Source organism: Rhizobium sp. N731 (assembly GCF_001664145.1).
Taxonomy (GTDB): Bacteria; Pseudomonadota; Alphaproteobacteria; order Rhizobiales; family Rhizobiaceae; genus Rhizobium; species Rhizobium esperanzae.
The window spans coordinates 1,468,071-1,488,603 of sequence record NZ_CP013601.1 but is presented as its reverse complement, the minus strand read 5'-3'; the positions used below and the strand labels follow the sequence as shown (position 1 = coordinate 1,488,603).

The following is a 20,533-nucleotide window of genomic DNA, read 5'->3' as shown; positions in this document are numbered from 1 at the left end:
CGCGGGAAGCCGGCATGCGTCTTGAACAAAAGTGATCGGACGACAGGCAAAGGGTGATATGTGACCGCCTGCGCTTTTCCTTGGCCACAATGCTCTCTAGACTGGGCGACACGGCTCCTTCATTTCTTCACGGCGATTCATGACAGATTTTCCCATCCTCTCCGAAGACGACGATCTCTTCACTTCCGCAGGCCTGCGGCTGACCGTCGACCTGAGCGCGCTCACGGAAAATTGGCGCGACATGGCGCGCCGCTCAGGTGCAGCGCGCGCCGCAGCCGTCGTCAAGGCGGACGCCTACGGCACAGGCATCGAGGATGCCGGCGAAGCGCTCTACCTCGCAGGCGCCCGGGATTTCTTCGTCGCGACCGTCGATGAGGGCGTCACCCTTCGCCTCTATGCGCCCGAGGCGCGCATCTTCGTGCTCTCGGGCATATGGCCGGGCACGGAACGGCGGTTCTTCGACAATGATCTGGTGCCGGTGATTTCCTCCGACGAGCAGCTCGCCTTCTGGATGGCGGTGCTTGCCGATTACGGCGATTATCCCTGCGCGCTGCATGTCGATACCGGCTTCAATCGGCTGGGATTGCACATCGACGACGCGGTGGCTCTCGCCAATGACGTCTCGCGGCCTGCAAGCTTCGCGCCGGTGCTGGTCATGAGCCACCTCGCCTGCGGCGACGATCCCAGCCATGCCATGAACCGGCAGCAACTCGAATCGTTCCGCAGGGTTACGGCCGCCTATGAAGGCATCGATTCAAGTCTTGCCGCCTCGGCCGGCATCTTTCTCGGCGAGGATTATCATTTCGACCTGACCCGGCCGGGCATCGCGCTCTATGGCGGCGAGGCGGTCAGCGGCATGGCGAACCCGATGCGGCCGGTCGCGACCGCGGAAGCGCGCGTCATCCAGGTTCGGACCGTCGAGGCCGGCGAGACCGTCAGCTATGGACGGGCGCTGCAGCTTGGCCGTGAAAGTCGGCTGGCGATCGTCTCAGCCGGCTACGCCGACGGTTATATGCGCAGCCAATCAAGCGGCGGCGTGCCTCTGCGCCAGGCTGTGCCGCAAGGCGGACAAGGTTTCATCGCCGGGCATAAGGTACCGGTTGCCGGCCGGATCACCATGGACCTGACGATCTTCGATATCACCGACCTGCCAGAGAACGCGGTGCGCGCCGGCGATTATGTCGAGCTGTTCGGAAAGAACATGCCTCTCGACGACGTAGCGCGGGCAGCGGGCACGATCGGATACGAGATCCTCACCAGCATGGGGCTGCGTCACGAACGGCGCTATGTGGCCGAGGCGTAGGCCTCGTTATCATCGACTGCTCAGGGCAAGACGCACACCGAGCGCCACAAAAAGCGCGCCGAGGCTGCGATCGAGCCATCGCCCGATTTTCGCATTCCGCCTGAGCGCATCGGCAAGGCGTCCTCCGAGGAGCACGAGCGGCGGTTCGATGAAGGCGGCGACGGCGATGATGAGTCCGCCATGCAGCATCAGCTGGGCCCATGCCGGCCCTGCCCCCTCGACAACGAATTGCGGCAGGAATGCCAGGAAAAATATCGCCACTTTCGGATTGAGCAGCGACACCAGGATTCCTTGCCGGTAGATCCTTGCGGCTGGGATTTCCTCACCAGTGGCGTTGATCAGGCCACCGTCGCCGCTGGTGCGCAGAGCTTGAATGCCCAGCCAGACGAGATAAGCGGCACCGAGCCATTTGACCGTAGAGAATGCCAAGGCAGAAGCGGCAAGCACAGCGGAAAGGCCCAATGCCGCCATCAGAACATGCAGGCAGGCGCCTGACCAGACGCCGAACAATGCGGAAAAACCGGCGCGTTTCCCGCCTTTCATCGTATGGCCGAGGATGTAGGCGATGTCTGGACCTGGCGAGAGGTTGAGCAAAACCGCCGCCGACAGAAATGCAAGCCAGTGCGCGAGCGAATAGTCGAACATCTTCCACCGTTTCTGATGATCAGAGGCGAAAAGCATAGGCACGGCGAAGGCTGATGGGGAAATCATTAGTTTTGATCCATCGCGATAGCCATTATCTCGAGCACGACAATGATTCGGTGAAGCCTTCGACGGCTTCATTTGTGGAACGCGACTGAAAGAAAGATTGATGGCCAAGGCCAAGACACAGTTCATCTGCCAGAATTGCGGCGCGGTTCATAACCGATGGGCCGGCAAATGCGACAATTGCGGCGAGTGGAACACCATCGTCGAGGAAGACCCGATGGGCGGCATCGGCTCCGGTCCGGGCAAGACGCCGAAGAAGGGCCGGCCGGTGACGCTGACGGCGCTGTCGGGCGAGATCGAGGAGGCACCGCGCATCCATACCGCCATGTCGGAGCTCGACCGGGCGCTCGGCGGCGGTTTCGTGCGCGGTTCGGCGGTGCTGATCGGTGGCGATCCCGGCATCGGCAAATCAACGCTGCTGATGCAGGCCGCCGCCGCCCTGGCGCGGCGCGGCCACAAGATCATCTATGTCTCCGGCGAGGAGGCGGTGGCGCAGGTCCGGCTGCGGGCGCAACGTCTTGCCGCAGCCGATACCGACGTGATGCTGGCGGCCGAAACCAATGTCGAGGATATTCTGGCGACGCTTGCCGAGGGCAAACGCCCGGATCTCGTCATCATCGATTCCATCCAGACGCTGTGGAGCGAGCTTGCCGACTCCGCACCGGGAACGGTGACGCAGGTGCGCACCGGCGTGCAGTCGATGATCCGTTTCGCCAAACAGACGGGAGCCGCCATGGTGCTCGTCGGGCATGTGACCAAGGACGGGCAGATCGCCGGGCCGCGCGTCGTCGAGCACATGGTCGATGCCGTTCTCTATTTCGAAGGCGACCGCGGCCATCATTACCGCATCCTGCGCACGGTCAAGAACCGCTTCGGCCCGACCGACGAGATCGGCGTCTTCGAAATGTCGGACAGAGGACTCCGCGAGGTCGCCAATCCCTCCGAACTCTTCCTCGGCGAGCGCAACGAAAAATCCCCCGGCGCTGCCGTCTTCGCCGGCATGGAGGGCACGCGGCCCGTGCTCGTGGAAGTCCAGGCGCTGGTGGCGCCGACCTCGCTCGGCACGCCGCGGCGCGCCGTGGTCGGATGGGATTCGGCCCGACTGTCGATGATCCTGGCGGTGCTGGAGGCCCATTGCGGCGTCAGGCTCGGCCAGCACGACGTCTATCTCAACATCGCCGGCGGCTACCGCATTTCCGAGCCGGCAGCCGATCTCGCGGTCGCCTCGGCGCTGGTTTCCTCGCTCGCCGGTATTGCCCTTCCAGCCGATTGCGTCTATTTCGGCGAAGTCAGCCTGTCGGGCGCCATCCGGCCGGTTGCGCACACCGCCCAGCGCCTCAAGGAAGCCGAGAAGCTGGGCTTTTCCGCAGCGCTGCTTCCTTCCGCCTCCGCTGAGCTGCCGAAGGGCTCCGGACGATGGAGCGAGGTCGAAAGCCTGCCGGATCTGGTGGCGCGCATCGCCGGGTCGAAGGGAGCGCTGCGTGTGGAAGACGAGGTTTGATCCTTTCATTGCCGGGAACGGTGATGATATAGGAGGCACACGATAAGGCGCGACACGGCCGCCCAGCGGCAGTCCTGGAGTTGAATTTACATGCCCATTACGATTTTCGACGGTATTGTCATCGGCGTCGTGCTTTTCTCCGCCGTGCTGGCGATGGTCCGCGGCTTTTCGCGGGAAATCCTTTCGATCGCGAGCTGGGGCGGTTCGGCCGCCGCTGCCTACTATCTCTACCCGTACCTGCTGCCCTATGCGAAGAAGTACACCGATGACGACCGCATCGCGATCGCCGGTTCGGCAGCCGTCGTCTTCCTGATCGCGCTCATCGTTATCTCCTTCATCACCATGAAGATCGCCGATTTCATCATTGACAGCCGCATCGGCGCCCTCGACCGCACCCTCGGCTTCCTGTTCGGCGCGGCCCGCGGCCTGCTGCTGATGGTTGTCGCCGTCGCCTTCTGGAACTGGCTGGTCGATGTCGAACACCGGCCGGCCTGGGTCAACGAGGCCAAGTCGAAGCCCTTTCTGGATTCGATGGTCGTGAAGCTGAAGGCGGTGCTGCCGGAGCAATTCGCCCAGATGATACAGGCGAGCTTCCGTGATAAGATGCAGTCGCCGGCACAGGGCAGCGAAGGCGCCACGCCGCCGGCCGCCGATCAAGCGCCGGCGGAAGACGCGCCTGCAGGCAGCGCGCAGCAGCCGGCGAATTGACGCAGTGTTCAAGAGCTTGACCCGCCGTCCGGCAATTGCCATTTGAGCGGGACGTAAAGTCAAGGTCCGGCCGGGCATTCCAGCTCCGCCGGGCCTCAGCTGTTTCAGAGCCGGCAAACGAGCTTTGAAAGCAGATGTCGTTCAGCATGACGTTATCGGAAAGCTGCCAGGTTTCCGATATATGATATTGGAAATGCAGATCCATTCTTGTGAGAGCAGAGGCCCGCAGAAATGAACCAGTCCCATTCCTTCCCAATCGACGATCCGCTCGACGGAGATACGCTGCATGAAGAATGCGGTGTTTTCGGAATTCTGGGACATCCCGATGCCGCGGCTCTCACGGCTCTCGGGCTGCATGCCCTGCAGCACCGCGGACAGGAGGCAGCCGGCATCGTCTCCTTCGACGGCAAACGCTTCTATCAGGAGCGCCATATGGGCCTGGTCGGCGATCACTATACCAATCCGATGACACTGGCCCGCCTGCCCGGCAGCATAGCGATCGGCCACACACGCTATTCGACGACAGGCGAAGTGGCGATGCGCAACGTGCAGCCGCTGTTTGCCGAACTTGAGGAAGGCGGCATCGCCATTGCCCATAATGGCAATTTCACCAATGGCCTGACGCTGCGCCGCCAGATCATCGCAACCGGGGCCATCTGTCAGTCGACCTCCGATACCGAAGTCGTCCTGCATCTTATCGCCCGCTCGCGCCATGCTTCCACGTCCGACCGGTTCATCGACGCCATCCGCCAGATGGAAGGCGGTTATTCGATGCTTGCCATGACCCGCACGAAGCTGATTGCCGCGCGCGATCCCACCGGCATCCGCCCGCTTGTCATGGGCGAACTCGACGGCAAGCCGATCTTCTGCTCGGAAACCTGCGCGCTCGACATCATCGGCGCCAAGTTCATTCGCGACGTGGAAAACGGCGAGGTCATCATATGCGAAATCCAGCCTGACGGCTCGATCAGCATCGATGCCCGCAAGCCCAGCAAGCCACAGCCGGAGCGTCTCTGCCTGTTCGAATATGTCTATTTCGCCCGTCCGGATTCGGTCGTCGGCGGCCGCAACGTCTATACGACGCGCAAGAACATGGGCATGAACCTCGCCAAGGAATCGCCTGTCGATGCCGATGTCGTCGTGCCGGTGCCGGATGGCGGCACGCCTGCAGCTCTCGGCTATGCCCAGGAAAGCGGCATCCCCTTCGAATACGGCATCATCCGCAACCATTATGTCGGCCGCACCTTCATCGAGCCGACGCAGCAGATTCGCGCCTTCGGCGTCAAGCTGAAGCATTCCGCCAACCGGGCGATGATCGAAGGCAAGCGCGTGGTGCTGGTCGACGATTCCATCGTGCGCGGCACGACATCGCTGAAGATCGTGCAGATGATCCGCGAGGCCGGTGCGCGCGAAGTCCATATCCGCGTCGCAAGCCCGATGATCTTCTTCCCGGATTTCTACGGGATCGATACGCCCGACGCCGACAAGCTGCTCGCCAACCAATATGCCGACGTCGAAGCCATGGCCAAATATATCGGCGCGGATTCGCTTGCCTTCCTGTCGATCAACGGGCTTTACCGCGCCGTCGGCGGCGAGGACCGCAACCCGGCCCGTCCGCAGTTCACCGACCACTACTTCACCGGTGACTATCCGACCCGCCTGCTCGATAAGAACGGCGAGTCGATGGGCAACAAGCTTTCGATGCTTGCCAGCAACGGCTGAGCCGCTGCCGCTTTGACTTTCGCTTCCGAGGGGCCTATTGCGCCCCTCACCTTCGCAAGCAAATCCGGAACCGGACAGATGAACATCAATCTTGAGGGCAGGATCGCACTCGTCACCGGTGCGTCGCGCGGCATCGGCTATTTCACGGCCCTGGAACTTGCCAAAGCCGGCGCCCATGTGATCGCCTGCGCACGCACCGTCGGCGGGCTCGAGGAGCTCGACGATGCGATCAAAGCCGTCGGCGGCAGCGCGACCCTCGTGCCCTTCGACCTTGCCGATATGAATGCGATCGACGCGCTCGGCGGCTCGATCTTCGAACGCTGGGGCAAGCTTGATATCCTCGTCGCCAATGCCGGCGTGCTCGGCGTCATTTCGCCGATCGGCCATATCGAGGCGAAGGTGTTCGAGAAGGTGATGACGATCAATGTGACGGCGACGTGGCGGCTGATCCGCTCGGTCGATCCGCTGCTCGCCCGCTCGGATGCCGGCCGCGCCGTGATCCTGTCCTCGGGTGCGGCCCACAAATGCAGACCCTTCTGGGGTGCTTATTCCGCGTCCAAGGCCGCTGTCGAGGCGCTGGCGCGCACCTGGGCCGGCGAGAGCCAATCGACGCCGCTGCGCATCACCAGCGTCGATCCGGGCGCCACACGCACGGCGATGCGGGCACAGGCCGTGCCGGGCGAAGATCCGCAGACGCTGCCGCATCCTTCGCAGGTCGCCAAGGCGATCCTGCCGTTGCTCGGTCCCGGTGTGACCGAAACGGGCAAGCTGTTCATCGTGCGCGAAAACAAGCTCGCCGACTACCGCCTGCCGGAATAAACGGACGCTTCAGTTCGCGGCAACGGCCGGGAACAGATGTGCGAAACCTGTTTCGGCGGGGCATAGGACATTGAGGTCCACTGGTCCCCGGATGCCGTTCAGGGCGCCATTGTCGGCAAATTGCCAGATCGACCAGCGACTGCACCCCTCCTGCGTCGGCTCATTCAACACGCTTCGCAGCCAGAGGTAGTGCTCGGGGAAGCGGGCCTCATTGCCCTTCAGATATTGATCGAAGAATTCGTGCGTGACGTAGAAGATCGGCTTTTCCGGAAAGATGGCTTTCAGTTCGGTGACGAAGGCATTCACCTCCGTCGCCATCTCCTCGACCGTCGGGACCTTGTTGCAATTGCCGACGAATTCCAGATCGATGGCGATCGGCAGGGTGCGCGGCGCCTTCGGCACCGTCGCCAGCACATTCTGCGCCTGATCCCTGCCCGGGCGGCAGAAGGTGAAGAAATGGTAGGCGCCTCTCACGATCCCTGCATCTCTCCGGCACGCTGCCAGTTCTCGGCAAATCTGGAATCCTTGTGATCGCCGCCTTCGGTCGCCTTCATGATTGCAAAACGCACATTCGGCTGCGCGGCCACCGTCCTCCAATCGATGTCGCCCTGGTGATGGCTGACATCGATGCCTTGGATCGGATAGCGCGATAAGGACGGATTGTTGAAGCGAAGCATGCCGAAATCGTATGCGAAATATGCGGCGGATGCGACCACCAGAATTGCTGCCGCACCGATCGTCCACCGAACAACGCTCCCCACTCATTCCTCCCGTATTTTCAGCAGCTTCCGAACCGGCTATACGCGATTTGCGCCACGAAAATGGCAGACGAGCCTTAGGGACGCAGCGCACCGGATAGGTCACTGCAGTTGCCGCCGATCCTTCCTCGCCCCTCTTGACCAAACGTCGTTCCCGCGCCATAAAACGCGGCATGAAAACGGTTATCTGCATTATCTGCGGAAAGATTATTCGCTAGCGCACGCGCTGGCCTGGCCGTTTTCGTCTCCCCAATAGTCAAGATGCGAAACGCCCCGGCCTGCCGGTCGCGATATTTTCTGATCGTGCATTTGGGAGAGTGAAATGGGCCGCACGCCGGAACTGAAGCTGTACAACACCCTGACGCGGGAAAAGTCGGTTTTTGCGCCGATCGACCCCGACAATGTCCGCATGTATGTCTGCGGCCCGACCGTCTATGATTTCGCCCATATCGGCAATGCCCGGCCGGTCATCGTCTTCGACGTGCTGTTCCGGCTGCTGCGCCATGTCTACTGCGAAGATCACGTCACCTACGCCCGCAACATCACCGACGTCGACGACAAGATCAATGCGCGGGCGCTGAAAGATCATCCCCGTCTGCCGCTGAATGAAGCGATCCGCGCGGTCACCGAAAAGACCGAGACGCAGTTTCACGCCGATGTCGCCGAGCTCGGCTGCATCGAGCCGAATGTCGAGCCCCGCGCCACCGACAATATCGCAGAGATGATCCAGATCATCGACAAGCTGATCGGCAATGGGCATGCCTATGTGGCGGCCGGCGAAGTGCTGTTCGACACCAGATCCATGCCCGATTACGGCCAGCTTTCGAAGCGCCCGCTCGACGAGCAGCAGGCCGGCGCCCGCGTCGCCGTCGACGCGCATAAGAAGAACCCGGGCGATTTCGTGCTGTGGAAACTGTCCAGCCATAACGAACCCGGCTGGGAGAGCCCCTGGGGCCGCGGCCGACCGGGCTGGCATATCGAATGCTCGGCGATGAGCCGGCGCTATCTCGGCGATGTCTTCGACATTCACGGCGGCGGGCTGGACCTGATCTTCCCGCATCATGAAAACGAGATCGCCCAGTCGCGCTGCGCCCACGGGACCGAGGTGATGGCGAATGTCTGGATGCACAACGGCTTCGTGCAGGTCGAGGGCCGCAAGATGTCGAAGTCCGAGGGCAATTTCGTCACCATCCACGAGCTGCTGCACACGGAAACCTTCGGCGGCCGCAAATGGCCGGGCGAAGTGCTGCGTCTTGCCATGCTGATGACGCATTACCGCGAGCCGATCGATTTCTCGATCAAGCGGCTTGAAGAGGCCGAACGGCTGCTTGCCAAGTGGCCGGCGACGGAACCAGGCGACGCCAAGCCGGACGAGGCCGTCCTGAACGCGCTGGCCGACGATCTCAACACTGTCGCGGCCGTGCAAGCCCTGCATGCGCTGGCGCAGGCTGCCCATACCGATGCCGCAGCGGGCGCCACCTTCGCCGCAACGGCTTCCCTCCTCGGCGTGCTGCCGAAGAAGGCCGAAATCGATGAAGCCGTCGCCGCAGCGGTCGATGCACTGGTCGCCATGCGTCTCGAAATGCTGAAGGCGAAGAATTTTGCCGAAGCCGACAAGATCCGCGACGAGCTGACTGCGAAAGGGATCCAGCTGAAGGACGGCAAGGATGCGGCGACGGGCGAGCGGGTGACGACGTGGGAGGTGAAGCGGTAGGATGGGTTGGGCGGCTAGATATACCCCCCTCTGCCCTGCCGGGCATCTCCCCCACAAGGGGGGAGATCGGCAAGACGCGCCCGCTTGCCAAGATATCGACCGCGCACCACGTGGCTTCGGCCAACTGAGGCGTTTGATTAGGGTGAGCGGCCGCTCCTATCCGATCTCCCCCCTTGTGGGGGAGATGCCCGGCAGGGCAGAGGGGGGTGCCGCCGCAGCCCCGTCACGTCATCGCGAGAGGCAAGCCATGCCGCATGCACCAGTTCCGCCCCAACGGCGGGCGAACGCCCGGCGCATGCGCAAAGCTCTGAGCGAGGCTGAGCTGAAACTCTGGAACGAGCTTCGCGCCCATCGTTTGATGGGCCTCAGCTTCCGTCGACAGATGCCGATCGCCGGTTATATCGTTGATTTCGCATGCCCTAGCCATCGCCTTATCGTAGAGATAGACGGCTCGCAGCACGCCCTCGCCCCGAACGTCTCCTACGATCATATCAGGACCCAACGTCTTCAGGCGGACGGCTGGACCGTTCTGCGCTTCTGGAACGAAGATATCCTGCGGGATATCGAAAACGTGTGCAGCCATATCATCCGCATCATCGGAAAGGACCTGCCATGACCGAGACTTATACCGGCGGGTGCCAGTGCGGCGCGATCCGTTTCCGCGTCAGCGGCGAGCTCAAGGATTCGTCGATCTGTCATTGCCGCATGTGCCAGAAGGCGTTCGGCGCCTATTATGCGCCGCTGGTCTCGGTGCGCGGCGCCGATTTCGAATGGACGCGGGGAGTACGCAAGACGTTCCGGTCTTCGAATTTCGTCCTCCGCGGTTTCTGCGGCGATTGCGGTACGCCGCTGACCTATGAGGCGCCTGATGGAACGGCGATTGCGGCGGGTGCCTTCGACGATCCGTCACAGCTGCCGCCGACCATTCAATGGGGCGTGGAAGGCAAGATCGGCTTCGTCGATCATCTGCATGAACTGCCCGGAGAGCGAACCGAAGCGGATCTGACGGCAGGCTCCTTCCTACGTGAACTCGTTTCCTATCAGCACCCCGACCACGATACGCCGGTCTGGCCGCCGGAGGATCGCACCTGATGGAAACGGCGAGACAGACCGGCGGATGCCAGTGCGGCATGGTTCGTTATCGCGTGCGCGGCGAACTCGGCTATCCACATATCTGCCACTGCCGCATGTGCCAAAAGGCGGCCGGCAATTATTTCCTGCCGCTCGCGGCGGCCAAGCGCGAGCATTTCGAGCTGACACGCGGCGAACCGAAGTGGTTCCGCTCCTCTGATATCGTTCGGCGCGGCTTCTGCGGCGATTGCGGCACGCCGCTATTTTACGATATTCCGGAAGCGGACTTCATCAACATCGCGCTCGGCACGCTTGACGAGCCCGATGCGGTCAAGCCCGTGATGCAATCGAACACCGTGCGCAAGATGTCGTGGTTCCACGCACTCGACGGCCTGCCGGTGGAACCAGAGCCTGAAACGCCCGACCGCGAGGAGGCGATCGCGGCAAGCAACAACCAGCACCCGGATCAGGACACTTCCCATTGGCCACTCGGAGAAACACATGACGGATAAGATCAGAACAGGCGGATGCCAGTGCGGCGCCGTGCGCTTCCGCATATCGGGCCAGTTGGGGCGGCCGTCGATCTGCCATTGCCGCATGTGCCAGAAGCAGTTCGGCGGCTTCTTCTCCGCGCTGGTCACAGCACCGGAGGAAGGGATGGAATGGACGCGCGGCGAGCCGAGCTATTTTCAATCCTCGGTCAACATCGATCGCGGCTTCTGCAGCAATTGCGGCACGCCGATGACCTACCGGCATCCAGGCGGGCTGGAGCTTGCGATCGGCACCTTCGACGACCGCAGCGATCTCGCGCCGCAGATCCAGGTCAATTACGAGGCCCGCATGCCCTGGGTCGAGGAAATCTTCGACGCCCCTGTTCATAAGGACCCGGATTTCTACGCGCGACAGGAGGCGATCATCTCCTTTCAGCATCCCGACCACGACACCCGGGCGTGGCCCGCGAAAGGCGTGAAAATATGACCGAGATACTGCGCACGCTCTATCCCGAGATCGAAGCCTATACCTCCGGCCATCTCGATGTCGGCGACGGCCATGTGATCTATTGGGAGCGCTCGGGAACGCCTGGCGCCAAACCCGCCGTCTTCCTGCATGGCGGCCCGGGCGGCGGCTTCTCGCCGGCGCACCGCCGGCTCTTCGATCCGCATCTCTACGACGTCATGCTGTTCGACCAGCGCGGCTGCGGCAGGTCGACGCCGCATGCGGAACTGAATGCCAACACGACCTGGCACCTCGTCGCCGATATCGAGCGGCTGCGCGAAATGGCGGGAGTCGACAAATGGCAGGTGTTCGGCGGCTCCTGGGGCTCGACGCTGGCGCTCGCCTATGCCGAAACGCATCCGGAGCGCGTCTCCGAGCTCATCCTGCGCGGCATTTACACACTGACCAAGGCCGAGCTCGATTGGTACTACCAGTTCGGCGTCTCGGAAATGTTCCCGGATAGATGGGAACGCTTCATCGCTCCCATTCCGCCGGAAGAGCGGCACGAGATGATGCATGCCTATCATCGCCGCCTGACGCATGAGGATAGAACCGTGCGCCTTCAAGCCGCGCAGGCCTGGAGCATCTGGGAAGGCGAAACGATCACGCTGCTGCCCGAACCGTCGACCAGCGGCAAATTCGAGGAGCCGCAATTCGCCTATGCCTTTGCCCGCATCGAGAACCATTTCTTCGTCAATGCCGGCTGGCTGGACGAGGGACAATTGATCCGCGATGCCGGCCGGCTCAAGGACATTCCAGGCGTGATCGTGCATGGGCGCTACGACATGCCCTGCCCGGCAAAATATGCCTGGCAGTTGCACAAGGCCTGGCCGAAGGCGGAATTCCACCTGATCGAGGGTGCCGGCCATGCCTATTCGGAGCCGGGCATTCTCGACCAGTTGATCCGGGCGACGGATAAGTTCTCCGGGAAGCCGGACTGATCATTTGGGGCAGCCCCTCACCCTAGCCCTCTCCCCGCTCGCGGGGAGAGGGGACGTGCCCTGCGAGACGGTGCGGCATATGCCTTCTCCCCGTCAGAACCGGGAGAAGGTGGCGGCAGCCGGATGAGGGCAGCATCCGCAGTACAACAACACCCGCCCGGCGGGAGGAAACGACATGAAAGAACGCATCTATCTCTTCGACACGACGCTCCGGGACGGGCAGCAGACGCCCGGCATTGACTTTTCCGTCGAGGACAAGATCGCGATCGCCGCCATGCTGGATGAGTTCGGCCTCGATTACGTCGAAGGCGGATATCCCGGCGCCAATCCGACCGACACCGCCTTCTTCAGCGAGAAGCGCACAAGCCGGGCCACCTTCGTCGCCTTCGGCATGACGAAACGGGCGGGCGTTTCTGTGTCCAACGATCCAGGCATCGCCGGACTGCTGCAGGCCAAAAGCGAAGCCATCTGTTTCGTCGCCAAGAGCTGGGACTATCATGTCGCTGTCGCCCTCGGCTGCACCAACGAGGAAAACCTCGAATGCATCGCCGAAAGCGTCAAGGCGGCGGTCGGCGCAGGCAAGCAGGCGATCGTCGACTGCGAACATTTCTTCGACGGCTTCAAGGCCAATCCGGCCTATGCGATCGCCTGCGCGAAGACGGCCTATGAAAGCGGCGCCCGCTGGGTCGTGCTCTGCGACACCAATGGCGGGACGCAGCCGCCGGAGGTCCGCGCCATCGTCGAAGCGGTGATCGCAGCCGGTGTTCCCGGCCGCTGTCTCGGCATTCACGCTCACAACGATACCGGCCAGGCCGTTGCCAATTCGCTTGCTGCTGTGGAAGCCGGGGTTCGGCAGATCCAGGGCACTTTGAACGGTATCGGCGAGCGCTGCGGCAACGCCAATCTGGTGACGCTGATCCCGACCCTGGCGCTGAAGAGCGCCTACAACACGCGTTTCGAAACGGCGATCGACGAGGAGCGGCTGCTCAACCTCACCCGGTTCTCGCACGCCTTCGATGAGCTGCTCAACCGCTCGCCGGATCACCAGATGCCTTATGTCGGCGCGTCCGCTTTCGCCACCAAGGCCGGCATTCACGCATCGGCGCTGCTGAAGGATCCGAAGACCTATGAACATGTGCCGCCGGAAAGTGTGGGCAATTTCCGTAAGGTCATGGTCTCCGACCAGGGCGGCAAGGCGAACTTCATCAATGCGCTGAAGCGGCGCGGCATCACCGTCGCCAAGGACGATCCGAAGCTCGACCTCCTGATCTCGATCGTCAAGGAACGTGAATCCATCGGTTATGCCTATGAGGGCGCCGATGCGAGCTTCGAGCTCCTAGCGCATCGCACACTCGGCACCATCCCGGAATTCTTCACCATAGAAGGCTTCCGGGTGATGATCGAGCGCCGCTTCGATAGTCTCGGCCGCGTGAAAATCGTCTCGGAAGCGGTGGTCAAGATCACCATCGACGGACAGACGCTGATGTCGGTTGCCGATGCCGAAGGTCCGGTTAACGCGCTCGACCTGGCGCTGCGCAAGGATTTCGGCAAGTACCAGCACGAGATCGACGATCTGGTGCTCGCCGATTTCAAGGTGCGCATCCTCAATGGCGGCACGGAGGCGATCACCCGCGTGCTGATCGAATCCACCGACAGCGACGGCGTGCGCTGGTGGACGGTCGGCGTCTCGGAGAACATCATCGACGCCTCGTTCCAGGCGCTGATGGATTCCGTCATCTACAAGCTGATGAAGAACCGACAGCTGGCGGGCAAGATCGCGGCGGAATAATCTGTTCCGCCGGTTCGGCTAACCGCGGGCAAACGCCGCCAGCGTCTCGCCCGTCATCCGATAGCGGATCCATTCCTTCTGCGGCTCCGCGCCAATCGCCTCGTAGACACGGATCGAGGGTTCGTTCCAGTCGAGCACGCTCCATTCGAAGCGGCCGCAACCCTTCTCCAGCGCGATCTGCGCCAGGCGCCGCAAAAGCGCCTTGCCGGCGCCCGAACCGCGCGCGTCCGGTGTTACGTATAGATCTTCCAGATAAAGGCCGTTCTTCGCTTGCCAGGTCGAATAGCTGAAGAAATAAACCGCCATGCCGATGGCTTGACCCTCGCGTTCGCAGATCAGCGCATGCGTGACTGAACCGTCGCCGAAGATTGCCGCACGCGTGCTCTCCTCGGTCGCCTCGACCTCGTGGATCGCCTTTTCATAATCGGCCAATTCGCGGACAAATCGCAGGATCGTTGCCGCGTCTGAAGGCGTTGCCGGGCGTACGGTAAGTGTCATGTGAGAGGCTCCTGATCTGGCGCTTGGCGTTCCAGATGAAAGAACCTGCCGGGCCTGTCAACTGAATGCGCAGATCATCAGCGGGTTTGCGAGTTTGTTCCCTCGATTGGTCCGCCTGTCGCCTGCCCGCGGCAGTCTGGAACAGGATTCGGATTTTTGGAGGCCGATACCAGCCTTTGCCGCTATCATGCGTTCATTCTTCCCCATCCGCTTCAAATCCTATTAGCCTTTATTCAACGAAATGAATTGGCCTATTCACGGCGCTTAAGCTAGGCCGGATCAGAAGAAGAACAAAGATGGAAACACCCGATGTCGACCGATGCATCCGTTCCCTTGGCTAAGAACGAAGATAGTCCACGCGGTTTCGCCTTCGCGCTGACAGCCTATCTGCTCTGGGGCTTCCTGCCGTTCTATATGAAGGCGGTGGCGCATATCCCGCCGGCCGAAGTCATCGCCCACCGCATCGTCTGGTCGCTGCCGCTGGCCGGCATCGTGCTGATCGTGCTCGGACGCACCGCCGATATCAGCGCAGCGCTGCGCTCGCCGCGCATGCTGGCGATGGGGGCGCTGACGGCGTCGCTGATCACTGTCAACTGGGGCACCTATGTCTGGGCGATCGGCGCCGGCCATTCGCTCGATGCGGCGCTTGGCTATTTCATCAATCCGCTGTTCAGCATCTTCCTCGGTGCAGTGCTCCTCCAGGAGAAGCTGCAGCCGCTGCAGATCGCGGCGATCGCGCTTGCCGCACTTGCCGTCGCCATTCTCGCCTTCGACAGCGGCGGCATTCCGTGGGTGGCGCTGACGCTGGCCGTCAGCTGGGGTTTTTACGCCCTGCTCCGCAAGACGTTGCCGCTCGGACCCAATCAGGGTTTCTTCCTCGAGGTGCTGATCCTGAGCGGGCCGGCCCTCCTCTACATCCTCTATCTCGAATTCGGCAGCGGCCAGGGCCATCTCTACCGCACCGGCCTTGCCGATACGACCCTGCTGCTCGGCTGTGGCGTCGTCACTGCCGTGCCGCTGATGATCTATGCGAACGGCGCAAAGCTGCTGAAACTTTCGACGATCGGCATCATGCAGTATATCGCACCGACGATGATCTTCCTGATCGCCGTCTTCGCCTTTCAAGAGCCGCTGAGCACGGCGCGCATGATCGCCTTTCCGCTGATCTGGGCGGGGCTGTTCTTCTATAGCTGGTCGATGCTCAAAGGGAGCCGCGGAAGGATGTAGCCGTTGCGCTCGTCTCGACCCGACCGACTTGGCTCAAAGCCAGGATAGCAGAGCTGTGCGGACCAGGATTCCGGCCAGTGCGCTGAAGACTGCGACGCCTGCTACCGAGCGGAGCGCCGGCACCGAAGCGATAAGAATGGAGAGGCCAGGAAGGTCAAGAGGGTTTAGCAGAAATGCGGATCCGTGAATGATTTTCTCTGGCGTAAGACTCAGTTCCTTGTGGGCGTCGAGTAACAGCGTGACCGTTGCGCTCGATCCTGCCAGGCACTTTGTGAGGAAGAACAGCACATCCTGCTGCGAGGCGCCGAGCAGCTGAAGCAATGGCTGCGCAACGGACGTGAAAGCCGAAAGTGCGCCTGTATTTTGGGTCAGCCTTACCAGGGCAAGTGAGATCACGAGCACCGGCAGGATCGCAGCAATGACGCCAATGGCATCTGCGCCACCGCGATTGATCGCGGCCAGCAGATCGCGCCTGACGACGTCGTGGTCATCCGCCCTGTCGCAGGAACAGATCTTTCCAGGCAAGGAACGGCGGCCGACGATCCAACCGGCGAGAGTGGACGCAGCGAGCGCCCCGCAAATGCCGTTCATTATGATCGAGCCCGGATCGACACCGAGGCTTGCGAGCGGAAAACTGGCATTCGCCGGCGCCGCCGCAAGCACCGCGGCAAAGGCCGCGGCCATAAATTTCTCCGACGTTCTTTTATGCGCCATCAGCGTCAGGGCAGCGACCGGGGCAGCCGAACTCACGAGGCTGAGCTGGATGATTGCCAAAACCCCAAAACCGTCCAGACCGAAAGGTCTGAACAGCGGGTTTACCTTGCCGGCGATTGATCGCAACGCGCTCACGCTCTCGAGGTAGCGCATCAGCGAAAATGTCACGATCATGAGAGGCAGAAAGGTGAATATCGCGATGTCGACGGCACTTCGCCCGGCATCCAGAATGGCGGTTATCAGAATTGTCATGGAAACGAATGGCTCGATGGCCGGGTGAACGCGCGGCCGGCTTGATGGAGGAAGCAGACTCCGGATTCGATGCCGGAGCCTGGTCGTTCAGACTCTATTCCGGTTTGAAAGCTTCATCGAAGAAGCGGACGACCTCGGTATAGGCCTGCATGCGGTGGCTCTCCATCAGGGCCAGATGTGTCGCCTCCCCGATTTCCACCCATCGCCTGTAGGAGGCGCCGGTCAGCTGCTCGAAATAGGCCCGCGCCAGATCAAGCGGAACGTCGATGTCCCATTCGCCGTGCAACAGCAGCACCGGCGCGCGAATCTCGCTCGGTTGATAATATGGGGTTCCAGCTCTCCAGTAGGTGCGGATGTCTTGGATCGGCCCGTTGGTGGCGCGAAGTTTGCCTTGCTCCCTATCGTCTTGCCACGTCTCCTCCGAGAGGGTCAATTCCGACCAGAGATCGAACCAGCCCTCGGGCACAAGACGTTCACGCGCGTATTCAGGTGCGGTGCCCAGCCAACGCGCCAGGGCCGCTTTGACGGGAACAAGCCTGTAGGAGCCGAGGGAACCGCCCTGGTCGATGGGAATGGGAACGTCACTCAGCCATTGTGGCGCGAGCAGCGCGAGCTTGACGACCTTGTCGGCGTTGCGAGCAGCATATGCGCCGGCTACGGTACCGCCCCATGACATTGCGAACACGTTGACAGCCTTCAGGCCCCGAAGTCGAAGCACGAACTCGACAGCCGTTGCGAAGTCGGTGACGCCCGTGTCGGTGGAAACAAGGGGCGGGTTGAGATCGGGCTGCGCCTGCATTTCCGGTGGACGGGTCGATTTTCCGTAGCCCCGGACATCGACGGCAAAGACGTCGAACCCATGATGCGCGAGGAAGTCGATGAAGGACATTCCATTGAAGGGAACGTCGTAAAGACTTCCGGACGAGAAGGTCGCTCCATGCACCATCACGATTGTTTTCTCCGCAAGAAAGACTTTGTGGTCCTTCCTTCGCTTATTGCGCAGATAGAGCTTGATGCCCTCGGTTCCGCTGTCGACGTAATGCTCGTCGAATACGATCTGACTGGCGTCAAAAGCTGACGATGCGAGCTCGTTGTTAGACATAGGACCACCTGAATTTTTCGCCGTCGCGGGTGACATAACCAGCAGACGAACCGGGGAAATGCGTGGAGAAGTACATGGCGCGATTATCAGCTGCGAGTTCGAGGACGCGCTGTCTGGACTGGGCAGCCTGATCCAGGAATTCGCAGAAGACCGTGTTGAGGTCGGGCCGTTCCACCTGGATCGGATGGTGCATGACATCGCCGGGGAAGATTGCCGCTTCATTGTCCGCCTCCAGCATAACGGACATATGGCCGATGCTGTGCCCAGGCGTCGGCAAGAAGATGAATCGATCGAGGAAAGGACCGCCTGCGCTGTCGATGAAATCGGCAAGCCCCGCCTCGATCACCGGCCTTACGCTGTCTTCATAGACGCCGAGGCTGGGAATGTTGACATCGTTGTGACTCGCCGTCGACGCGTAATATTCCTGCTCGGCGCGCGGGAAGACGTAGCGGGCGTTTTTGAAAGTCGGGATCCATCGTCCGTCCTGAAGCACGGTATTCCAGCCGGAATGATCGACGTGGAGATGGGTATTGATGACGAAGTCAACGTCTTCGGGCTCGACACCCGCCTGACGCAGCCTATCGAGAAACGGAATGGTCTGACGATGGAAGCCGGAATTGCGCGGTCTCTCCTTGTCGTTCCCCGAGCCCGTGTCGATGAGGATGACATGGTCGGGCGTGATGACAAGCCAGCTATGAATGCTCACTACAAGGGCATCGCGGCCCTCTTCCATATCGACGGCGGAAAGCCGCGGCTCGACCGCCTTGATCTCCTCAGATCCGGCAGTCGGGTAGAGGAATGAGGGCGGAACGTCGTGAAGGTACTGCTCCTGCACCTTTCTCACTGTCACGCCGGCAATACGATATTCCTTTCCAAGATCGCTCATGGAATTCCTTTCGAGTTGAACTGGAACCGGGACAGCGCTGTCTGATGGCTATGGACAGTAAGAAGGATTCATGCAACGATCAAATCGATGAATGAAATTGTCTCCATTGATCATTTCAATTTGTGGTCTTTCGACCTCAATCTGCTGGTCGCGTTCGATGCGCTCATGAAGGAGCGGAGCGTGACGAAAGCTGCTGTTCGCCTGAAAATCCAGCAGCCCGCTATGAGCCACAATCTCGGCACTCTCCGGACATTGCTGCAAGATGAGCTGTTTGTGCGTGTCGGCCAGGTCATGCAGCCAACTCATCGGGCGCTGCGTTTCGCCGAAGCCGTAGAGCAGATACTCAGCCGCACGCAGCAGGCGATCGTAACGCCGGCATTCTTCGAGCCCGATCAGGCCGAGCAGATATTCCGCATCGGCTTTTCCAGCGAGCTTGAGGTGCTGCTCGTGCCGCGCCTCGTCGCTATGTTGAACGAGACAGCCCCCGGTATTAAAGTGCTTGCGCGAGCGGTCGACCCGGAGCTGGTCCACAAGCTTCTGGACGACAATGTCATCGACCTCGGCGTCGGTTGCTACGATGACGGCAACAACAGACACCGGCGGAGCCTGCTGTTCGAGCAATCGCTAATGTGTTGCTACAATCCTGAGCTTCTCGATCTTCCCGAAACTTTGGACCGGGACAGCTATGTCGGGCTGAGGCATGCACTCGTTTCCCAGAAGGACGCCATCGAAGGCTGCATCGATGACGCGTTGAAGCGGATCAACGTGCGACTGGACGTGTCGGTGGCAGCGCCGGAATTCCTGACCGTGCTTACCGCCGTCCTGGAAGCGCCCCTGATCGCGACCCTGCCGACCAGGATCGTGAAGCGGTACGCCGGCCTTTTCGGCTTGGCGACAGCAGAGGTTCCCCTCGATTTAACGGTGAGCCCGATATCGATGGTCTGGTCGGCGGCAAGTGACAATGATCCCGCCAATCAATGGATGCGATCTCAGGTGACCCGGCTTGTTCCGGCCTACAGCTGAATATGCCGGCCACAGGGCTGGGCAATCCAGGGCTCTTGCCGACCTACATCTTCGAGATTACCTCGTCCTCGCCGTCGCAATCGGCGGCGAGCTGGGCGGCCTGGGCCATGATCGCCGGAATGATGCCGGAAACGTCGTCGACGACGAGCGGCTGCACCCGATGAGCGGTGTGCAGGAAGCCTTCTTCCGTCATATGGCGCAGCAGTTCCATCATCGGATCCCAGAAACCGTTGATGTTGGCAAAGACCATCGGCTTTTCATGGCGGCCGAGTTGGGCCCAGGTCATGATCTCGACGATCTCCTCCAGCGTGCCGATGCCGCCGGGCAGCGCGACGAAGGCATCGGAACGCTCGAACATCGTGTGTTTGCGCGCGTGCATGTCAGGGGTTACAATAAGTTCGTTGAGCTGACCGAGCGAATGGCGAGTCGCTTCCATATCGATCAGAAATTCCGGGATGATGCCCGTGACCTGACCGCCGCCTGAAAGCACCCCGCTCGCAACCGCGCCCATGATGCCTTTGGTACCTCCGCCATAGACGAGGCGCAGGCCGTATTCGGCGATCTCTCTTCCGAGAGCACGCCCGGCCGCCATGTGAGAAGGATCGCGTCCCGGCCTTGAGCCGCAGTAAACGCAGATGGATCGAATCGATACAGATTGTTCGGTCATAGGGCAAAACAACTATTCCATTTCAATGCAGTCAAGAAAATTGACTGAAAAGCAGCGTGCCGAGCTTGCGAAATTGCGTTGAATGCTTGTGAAAAGCATCGGAAATCGCTAGCAATTTCGGTTACTACGGCAAA

General features: G+C 61.3%; 20 protein-coding genes and 1 pseudogene. 14 read left to right on the top strand and 7 right to left on the bottom strand.

What is annotated here, in order from left to right; translation table 11 throughout:
* Positions 1-139 precede the first annotated feature (139 nt).
* Positions 140-1,303, top strand: coding sequence for an alanine racemase (gene alr / locus AMK02_RS07350; protein WP_064801596.1), 1,164 nt, complete (start codon positions 140-142; stop codon positions 1,301-1,303).
* 9 nt (positions 1,304-1,312) lie between these two features.
* Here the strand turns inward: alr and AMK02_RS07345 are convergent, their stop codons facing one another.
* Positions 1,313-1,948 (bottom strand): LysE family translocator, encoded by a 636-nt coding sequence (locus tag AMK02_RS07345; protein ID WP_064806053.1) that lies wholly within the window; start codon positions 1,946-1,948, stop codon positions 1,313-1,315.
* A gap of 166 nt (positions 1,949-2,114) precedes the next feature.
* Between AMK02_RS07345 and radA the strand changes: the two genes are divergently transcribed.
* The 4 genes from radA to AMK02_RS07325 all read left to right on the top strand — a co-directional run bounded on the left by radA (position 2,115) and on the right by AMK02_RS07325 (position 6,761).
* A complete protein-coding gene (radA, locus tag AMK02_RS07340) occupies positions 2,115-3,512 on the top strand; it encodes a DNA repair protein RadA (protein ID WP_064801594.1) in 1,398 nt (465 codons plus the stop codon).
* Between the two features lie 90 nt (positions 3,513-3,602).
* A complete protein-coding gene (locus AMK02_RS07335; protein WP_064801593.1) occupies positions 3,603-4,220 on the top strand; it encodes a CvpA family protein in 618 nt (205 codons plus the stop codon).
* A 231-nt stretch (positions 4,221-4,451) separates the two neighbouring features.
* Positions 4,452-5,942, top strand: coding sequence for an amidophosphoribosyltransferase (gene purF / locus AMK02_RS07330; RefSeq protein WP_064801591.1), 1,491 nt, complete (start codon positions 4,452-4,454; stop codon positions 5,940-5,942).
* A gap of 78 nt (positions 5,943-6,020) precedes the next feature.
* The gene (locus tag AMK02_RS07325) at positions 6,021-6,761 is read left to right on the top strand and encodes an SDR family NAD(P)-dependent oxidoreductase (protein WP_064801589.1); all 741 of its coding nucleotides are present in this window, start codon (positions 6,021-6,023) and stop codon (positions 6,759-6,761) included.
* Between the two features lie 9 nt (positions 6,762-6,770).
* Here AMK02_RS07325 and AMK02_RS07320 read toward each other — a convergent pair.
* Positions 6,771-7,522: pseudogene (locus tag AMK02_RS07320) on the bottom strand (glycoside hydrolase family 25 protein).
* A gap of 319 nt (positions 7,523-7,841) precedes the next feature.
* Between AMK02_RS07320 and cysS the strand changes: the two are divergent.
* The 7 genes from cysS (at position 7,842) to cimA (ending at position 14,030) form a co-directional block, all read left to right on the top strand.
* On the top strand, positions 7,842-9,233 hold the full coding sequence (cysS, locus tag AMK02_RS07315; protein ID WP_064801586.1) for a cysteine--tRNA ligase: 1,392 nt from the start codon (positions 7,842-7,844) through the stop codon (positions 9,231-9,233).
* Between the two features lie 247 nt (positions 9,234-9,480).
* Positions 9,481-9,849: an endonuclease domain-containing protein gene (locus tag AMK02_RS07310; RefSeq protein WP_064801584.1), complete on the top strand. Its 369-nt coding sequence runs from the start codon at positions 9,481-9,483 to the stop codon at positions 9,847-9,849.
* Positions 9,846-10,325 (top strand): GFA family protein, encoded by a 480-nt coding sequence (locus tag AMK02_RS07305; protein WP_064801583.1) that lies wholly within the window; start codon positions 9,846-9,848, stop codon positions 10,323-10,325. Before AMK02_RS07310 ends, AMK02_RS07305 begins: the two co-directional genes overlap by 4 nt.
* A complete protein-coding gene (locus AMK02_RS07300; protein ID WP_064801581.1) occupies positions 10,325-10,816 on the top strand; it encodes a GFA family protein in 492 nt (163 codons plus the stop codon). The genes AMK02_RS07305 and AMK02_RS07300 overlap by 1 nt, the downstream gene beginning before the upstream one ends.
* Positions 10,806-11,282 carry a GFA family protein gene (locus tag AMK02_RS07295; protein WP_064801579.1) on the top strand — a complete coding sequence of 159 codons (477 nt, stop codon included), beginning with the start codon at positions 10,806-10,808 and terminating at the stop codon, positions 11,280-11,282. The genes AMK02_RS07300 and AMK02_RS07295 overlap by 11 nt, the downstream gene beginning before the upstream one ends.
* Positions 11,279-12,241, top strand: a complete 963-nt coding sequence (gene pip / locus AMK02_RS07290; RefSeq protein WP_064801577.1) for a prolyl aminopeptidase — start codon at positions 11,279-11,281, stop codon at positions 12,239-12,241. Before AMK02_RS07295 ends, pip begins: the two co-directional genes overlap by 4 nt.
* A gap of 175 nt (positions 12,242-12,416) precedes the next feature.
* A complete protein-coding gene (gene cimA, locus AMK02_RS07285) occupies positions 12,417-14,030 on the top strand; it encodes a citramalate synthase (RefSeq protein ID WP_064801575.1) in 1,614 nt (537 codons plus the stop codon).
* 18 nt (positions 14,031-14,048) lie between these two features.
* Here the strand turns inward: cimA and AMK02_RS07280 are convergent, their stop codons facing one another.
* Positions 14,049-14,528 carry a GNAT family N-acetyltransferase gene (locus tag AMK02_RS07280; protein WP_049733904.1) on the bottom strand — a complete coding sequence of 160 codons (480 nt, stop codon included), beginning with the start codon at positions 14,526-14,528 and terminating at the stop codon, positions 14,049-14,051.
* A gap of 309 nt (positions 14,529-14,837) precedes the next feature.
* On the opposite strand from AMK02_RS07280, the gene rarD reads away from it, so the two are divergent.
* The gene (rarD, locus tag AMK02_RS07275) at positions 14,838-15,755 is read left to right on the top strand and encodes an EamA family transporter RarD (RefSeq protein ID WP_064801573.1); all 918 of its coding nucleotides are present in this window, start codon (positions 14,838-14,840) and stop codon (positions 15,753-15,755) included.
* A 33-nt stretch (positions 15,756-15,788) separates the two neighbouring features.
* Here rarD and AMK02_RS07270 read toward each other — a convergent pair whose 3' ends face one another.
* The 3 genes from AMK02_RS07270 to AMK02_RS07260 form a co-directional block, all read right to left on the bottom strand.
* On the bottom strand, positions 15,789-16,643 hold the full coding sequence (locus tag AMK02_RS07270; protein WP_004675111.1) for a hypothetical protein: 855 nt from the start codon (positions 16,641-16,643) through the stop codon (positions 15,789-15,791).
* A gap of 172 nt (positions 16,644-16,815) precedes the next feature.
* Entirely contained in the window at positions 16,816-17,823 is a 1,008-nt protein-coding gene (locus AMK02_RS07265; RefSeq protein ID WP_064801571.1) for an alpha/beta hydrolase, read from the bottom strand.
* Positions 17,816-18,709, bottom strand: a complete 894-nt coding sequence (locus AMK02_RS07260; protein ID WP_064801569.1) for an MBL fold metallo-hydrolase — start codon at positions 18,707-18,709, stop codon at positions 17,816-17,818. Before AMK02_RS07260 ends, AMK02_RS07265 begins: the two co-directional genes overlap by 8 nt.
* 87 nt (positions 18,710-18,796) lie before the next feature.
* Between AMK02_RS07260 and AMK02_RS07255 the strand changes: the two genes are divergently transcribed.
* Complete coding sequence (locus AMK02_RS07255) at positions 18,797-19,732, top strand: LysR family transcriptional regulator (protein WP_064801567.1); 936 nt, start codon at positions 18,797-18,799, stop codon at positions 19,730-19,732.
* 43 nt (positions 19,733-19,775) lie between these two features.
* Here AMK02_RS07255 and AMK02_RS07250 read toward each other — a convergent pair whose 3' ends face one another.
* Positions 19,776-20,399, bottom strand: a complete 624-nt coding sequence (locus AMK02_RS07250; protein WP_082929650.1) for a TIGR00730 family Rossman fold protein — start codon at positions 20,397-20,399, stop codon at positions 19,776-19,778.
* Positions 20,400-20,533 lie beyond the last annotated feature (134 nt).

Coding starts and splice junctions, on each gene's coding strand:
- AMK02_RS07250 (WP_082929650.1), bottom strand. CDS start 20,399: ATGACCGAACAATCTGTATCGATTCGATCCATCTGCGTTTACTGCGGC.
- cimA (WP_064801575.1), top strand. CDS start 12,417: ATGAAAGAACGCATCTATCTCTTCGACACGACGCTCCGGGACGGGCAG.
- AMK02_RS07260 (WP_064801569.1), bottom strand. CDS start 18,709: ATGAGCGATCTTGGAAAGGAATATCGTATTGCCGGCGTGACAGTGAGA.
- pip (WP_064801577.1), top strand. CDS start 11,279: ATGACCGAGATACTGCGCACGCTCTATCCCGAGATCGAAGCCTATACC.
- AMK02_RS07345 (WP_064806053.1), bottom strand. CDS start 1,948: ATGTTCGACTATTCGCTCGCGCACTGGCTTGCATTTCTGTCGGCGGCG.
- cysS (WP_064801586.1), top strand. CDS start 7,842: ATGGGCCGCACGCCGGAACTGAAGCTGTACAACACCCTGACGCGGGAA.
- AMK02_RS07310 (WP_064801584.1), top strand. CDS start 9,481: ATGCCGCATGCACCAGTTCCGCCCCAACGGCGGGCGAACGCCCGGCGC.
- AMK02_RS07295 (WP_064801579.1), top strand. CDS start 10,806: ATGACGGATAAGATCAGAACAGGCGGATGCCAGTGCGGCGCCGTGCGC.
- alr (WP_064801596.1), top strand. CDS start 140: ATGACAGATTTTCCCATCCTCTCCGAAGACGACGATCTCTTCACTTCC.
- AMK02_RS07325 (WP_064801589.1), top strand. CDS start 6,021: ATGAACATCAATCTTGAGGGCAGGATCGCACTCGTCACCGGTGCGTCG.
- rarD (WP_064801573.1), top strand. CDS start 14,838: ATGTCGACCGATGCATCCGTTCCCTTGGCTAAGAACGAAGATAGTCCA.
- AMK02_RS07265 (WP_064801571.1), bottom strand. CDS start 17,823: ATGTCTAACAACGAGCTCGCATCGTCAGCTTTTGACGCCAGTCAGATC.
- AMK02_RS07335 (WP_064801593.1), top strand. CDS start 3,603: ATGCCCATTACGATTTTCGACGGTATTGTCATCGGCGTCGTGCTTTTC.
- AMK02_RS07270 (WP_004675111.1), bottom strand. CDS start 16,643: ATGATCGTGACATTTTCGCTGATGCGCTACCTCGAGAGCGTGAGCGCG.
- AMK02_RS07305 (WP_064801583.1), top strand. CDS start 9,846: ATGACCGAGACTTATACCGGCGGGTGCCAGTGCGGCGCGATCCGTTTC.
- AMK02_RS07255 (WP_064801567.1), top strand. CDS start 18,797: ATGAATGAAATTGTCTCCATTGATCATTTCAATTTGTGGTCTTTCGAC.
- radA (WP_064801594.1), top strand. CDS start 2,115: ATGGCCAAGGCCAAGACACAGTTCATCTGCCAGAATTGCGGCGCGGTT.
- AMK02_RS07280 (WP_049733904.1), bottom strand. CDS start 14,528: ATGACACTTACCGTACGCCCGGCAACGCCTTCAGACGCGGCAACGATC.
- AMK02_RS07300 (WP_064801581.1), top strand. CDS start 10,325: ATGGAAACGGCGAGACAGACCGGCGGATGCCAGTGCGGCATGGTTCGT.
- purF (WP_064801591.1), top strand. CDS start 4,452: ATGAACCAGTCCCATTCCTTCCCAATCGACGATCCGCTCGACGGAGAT.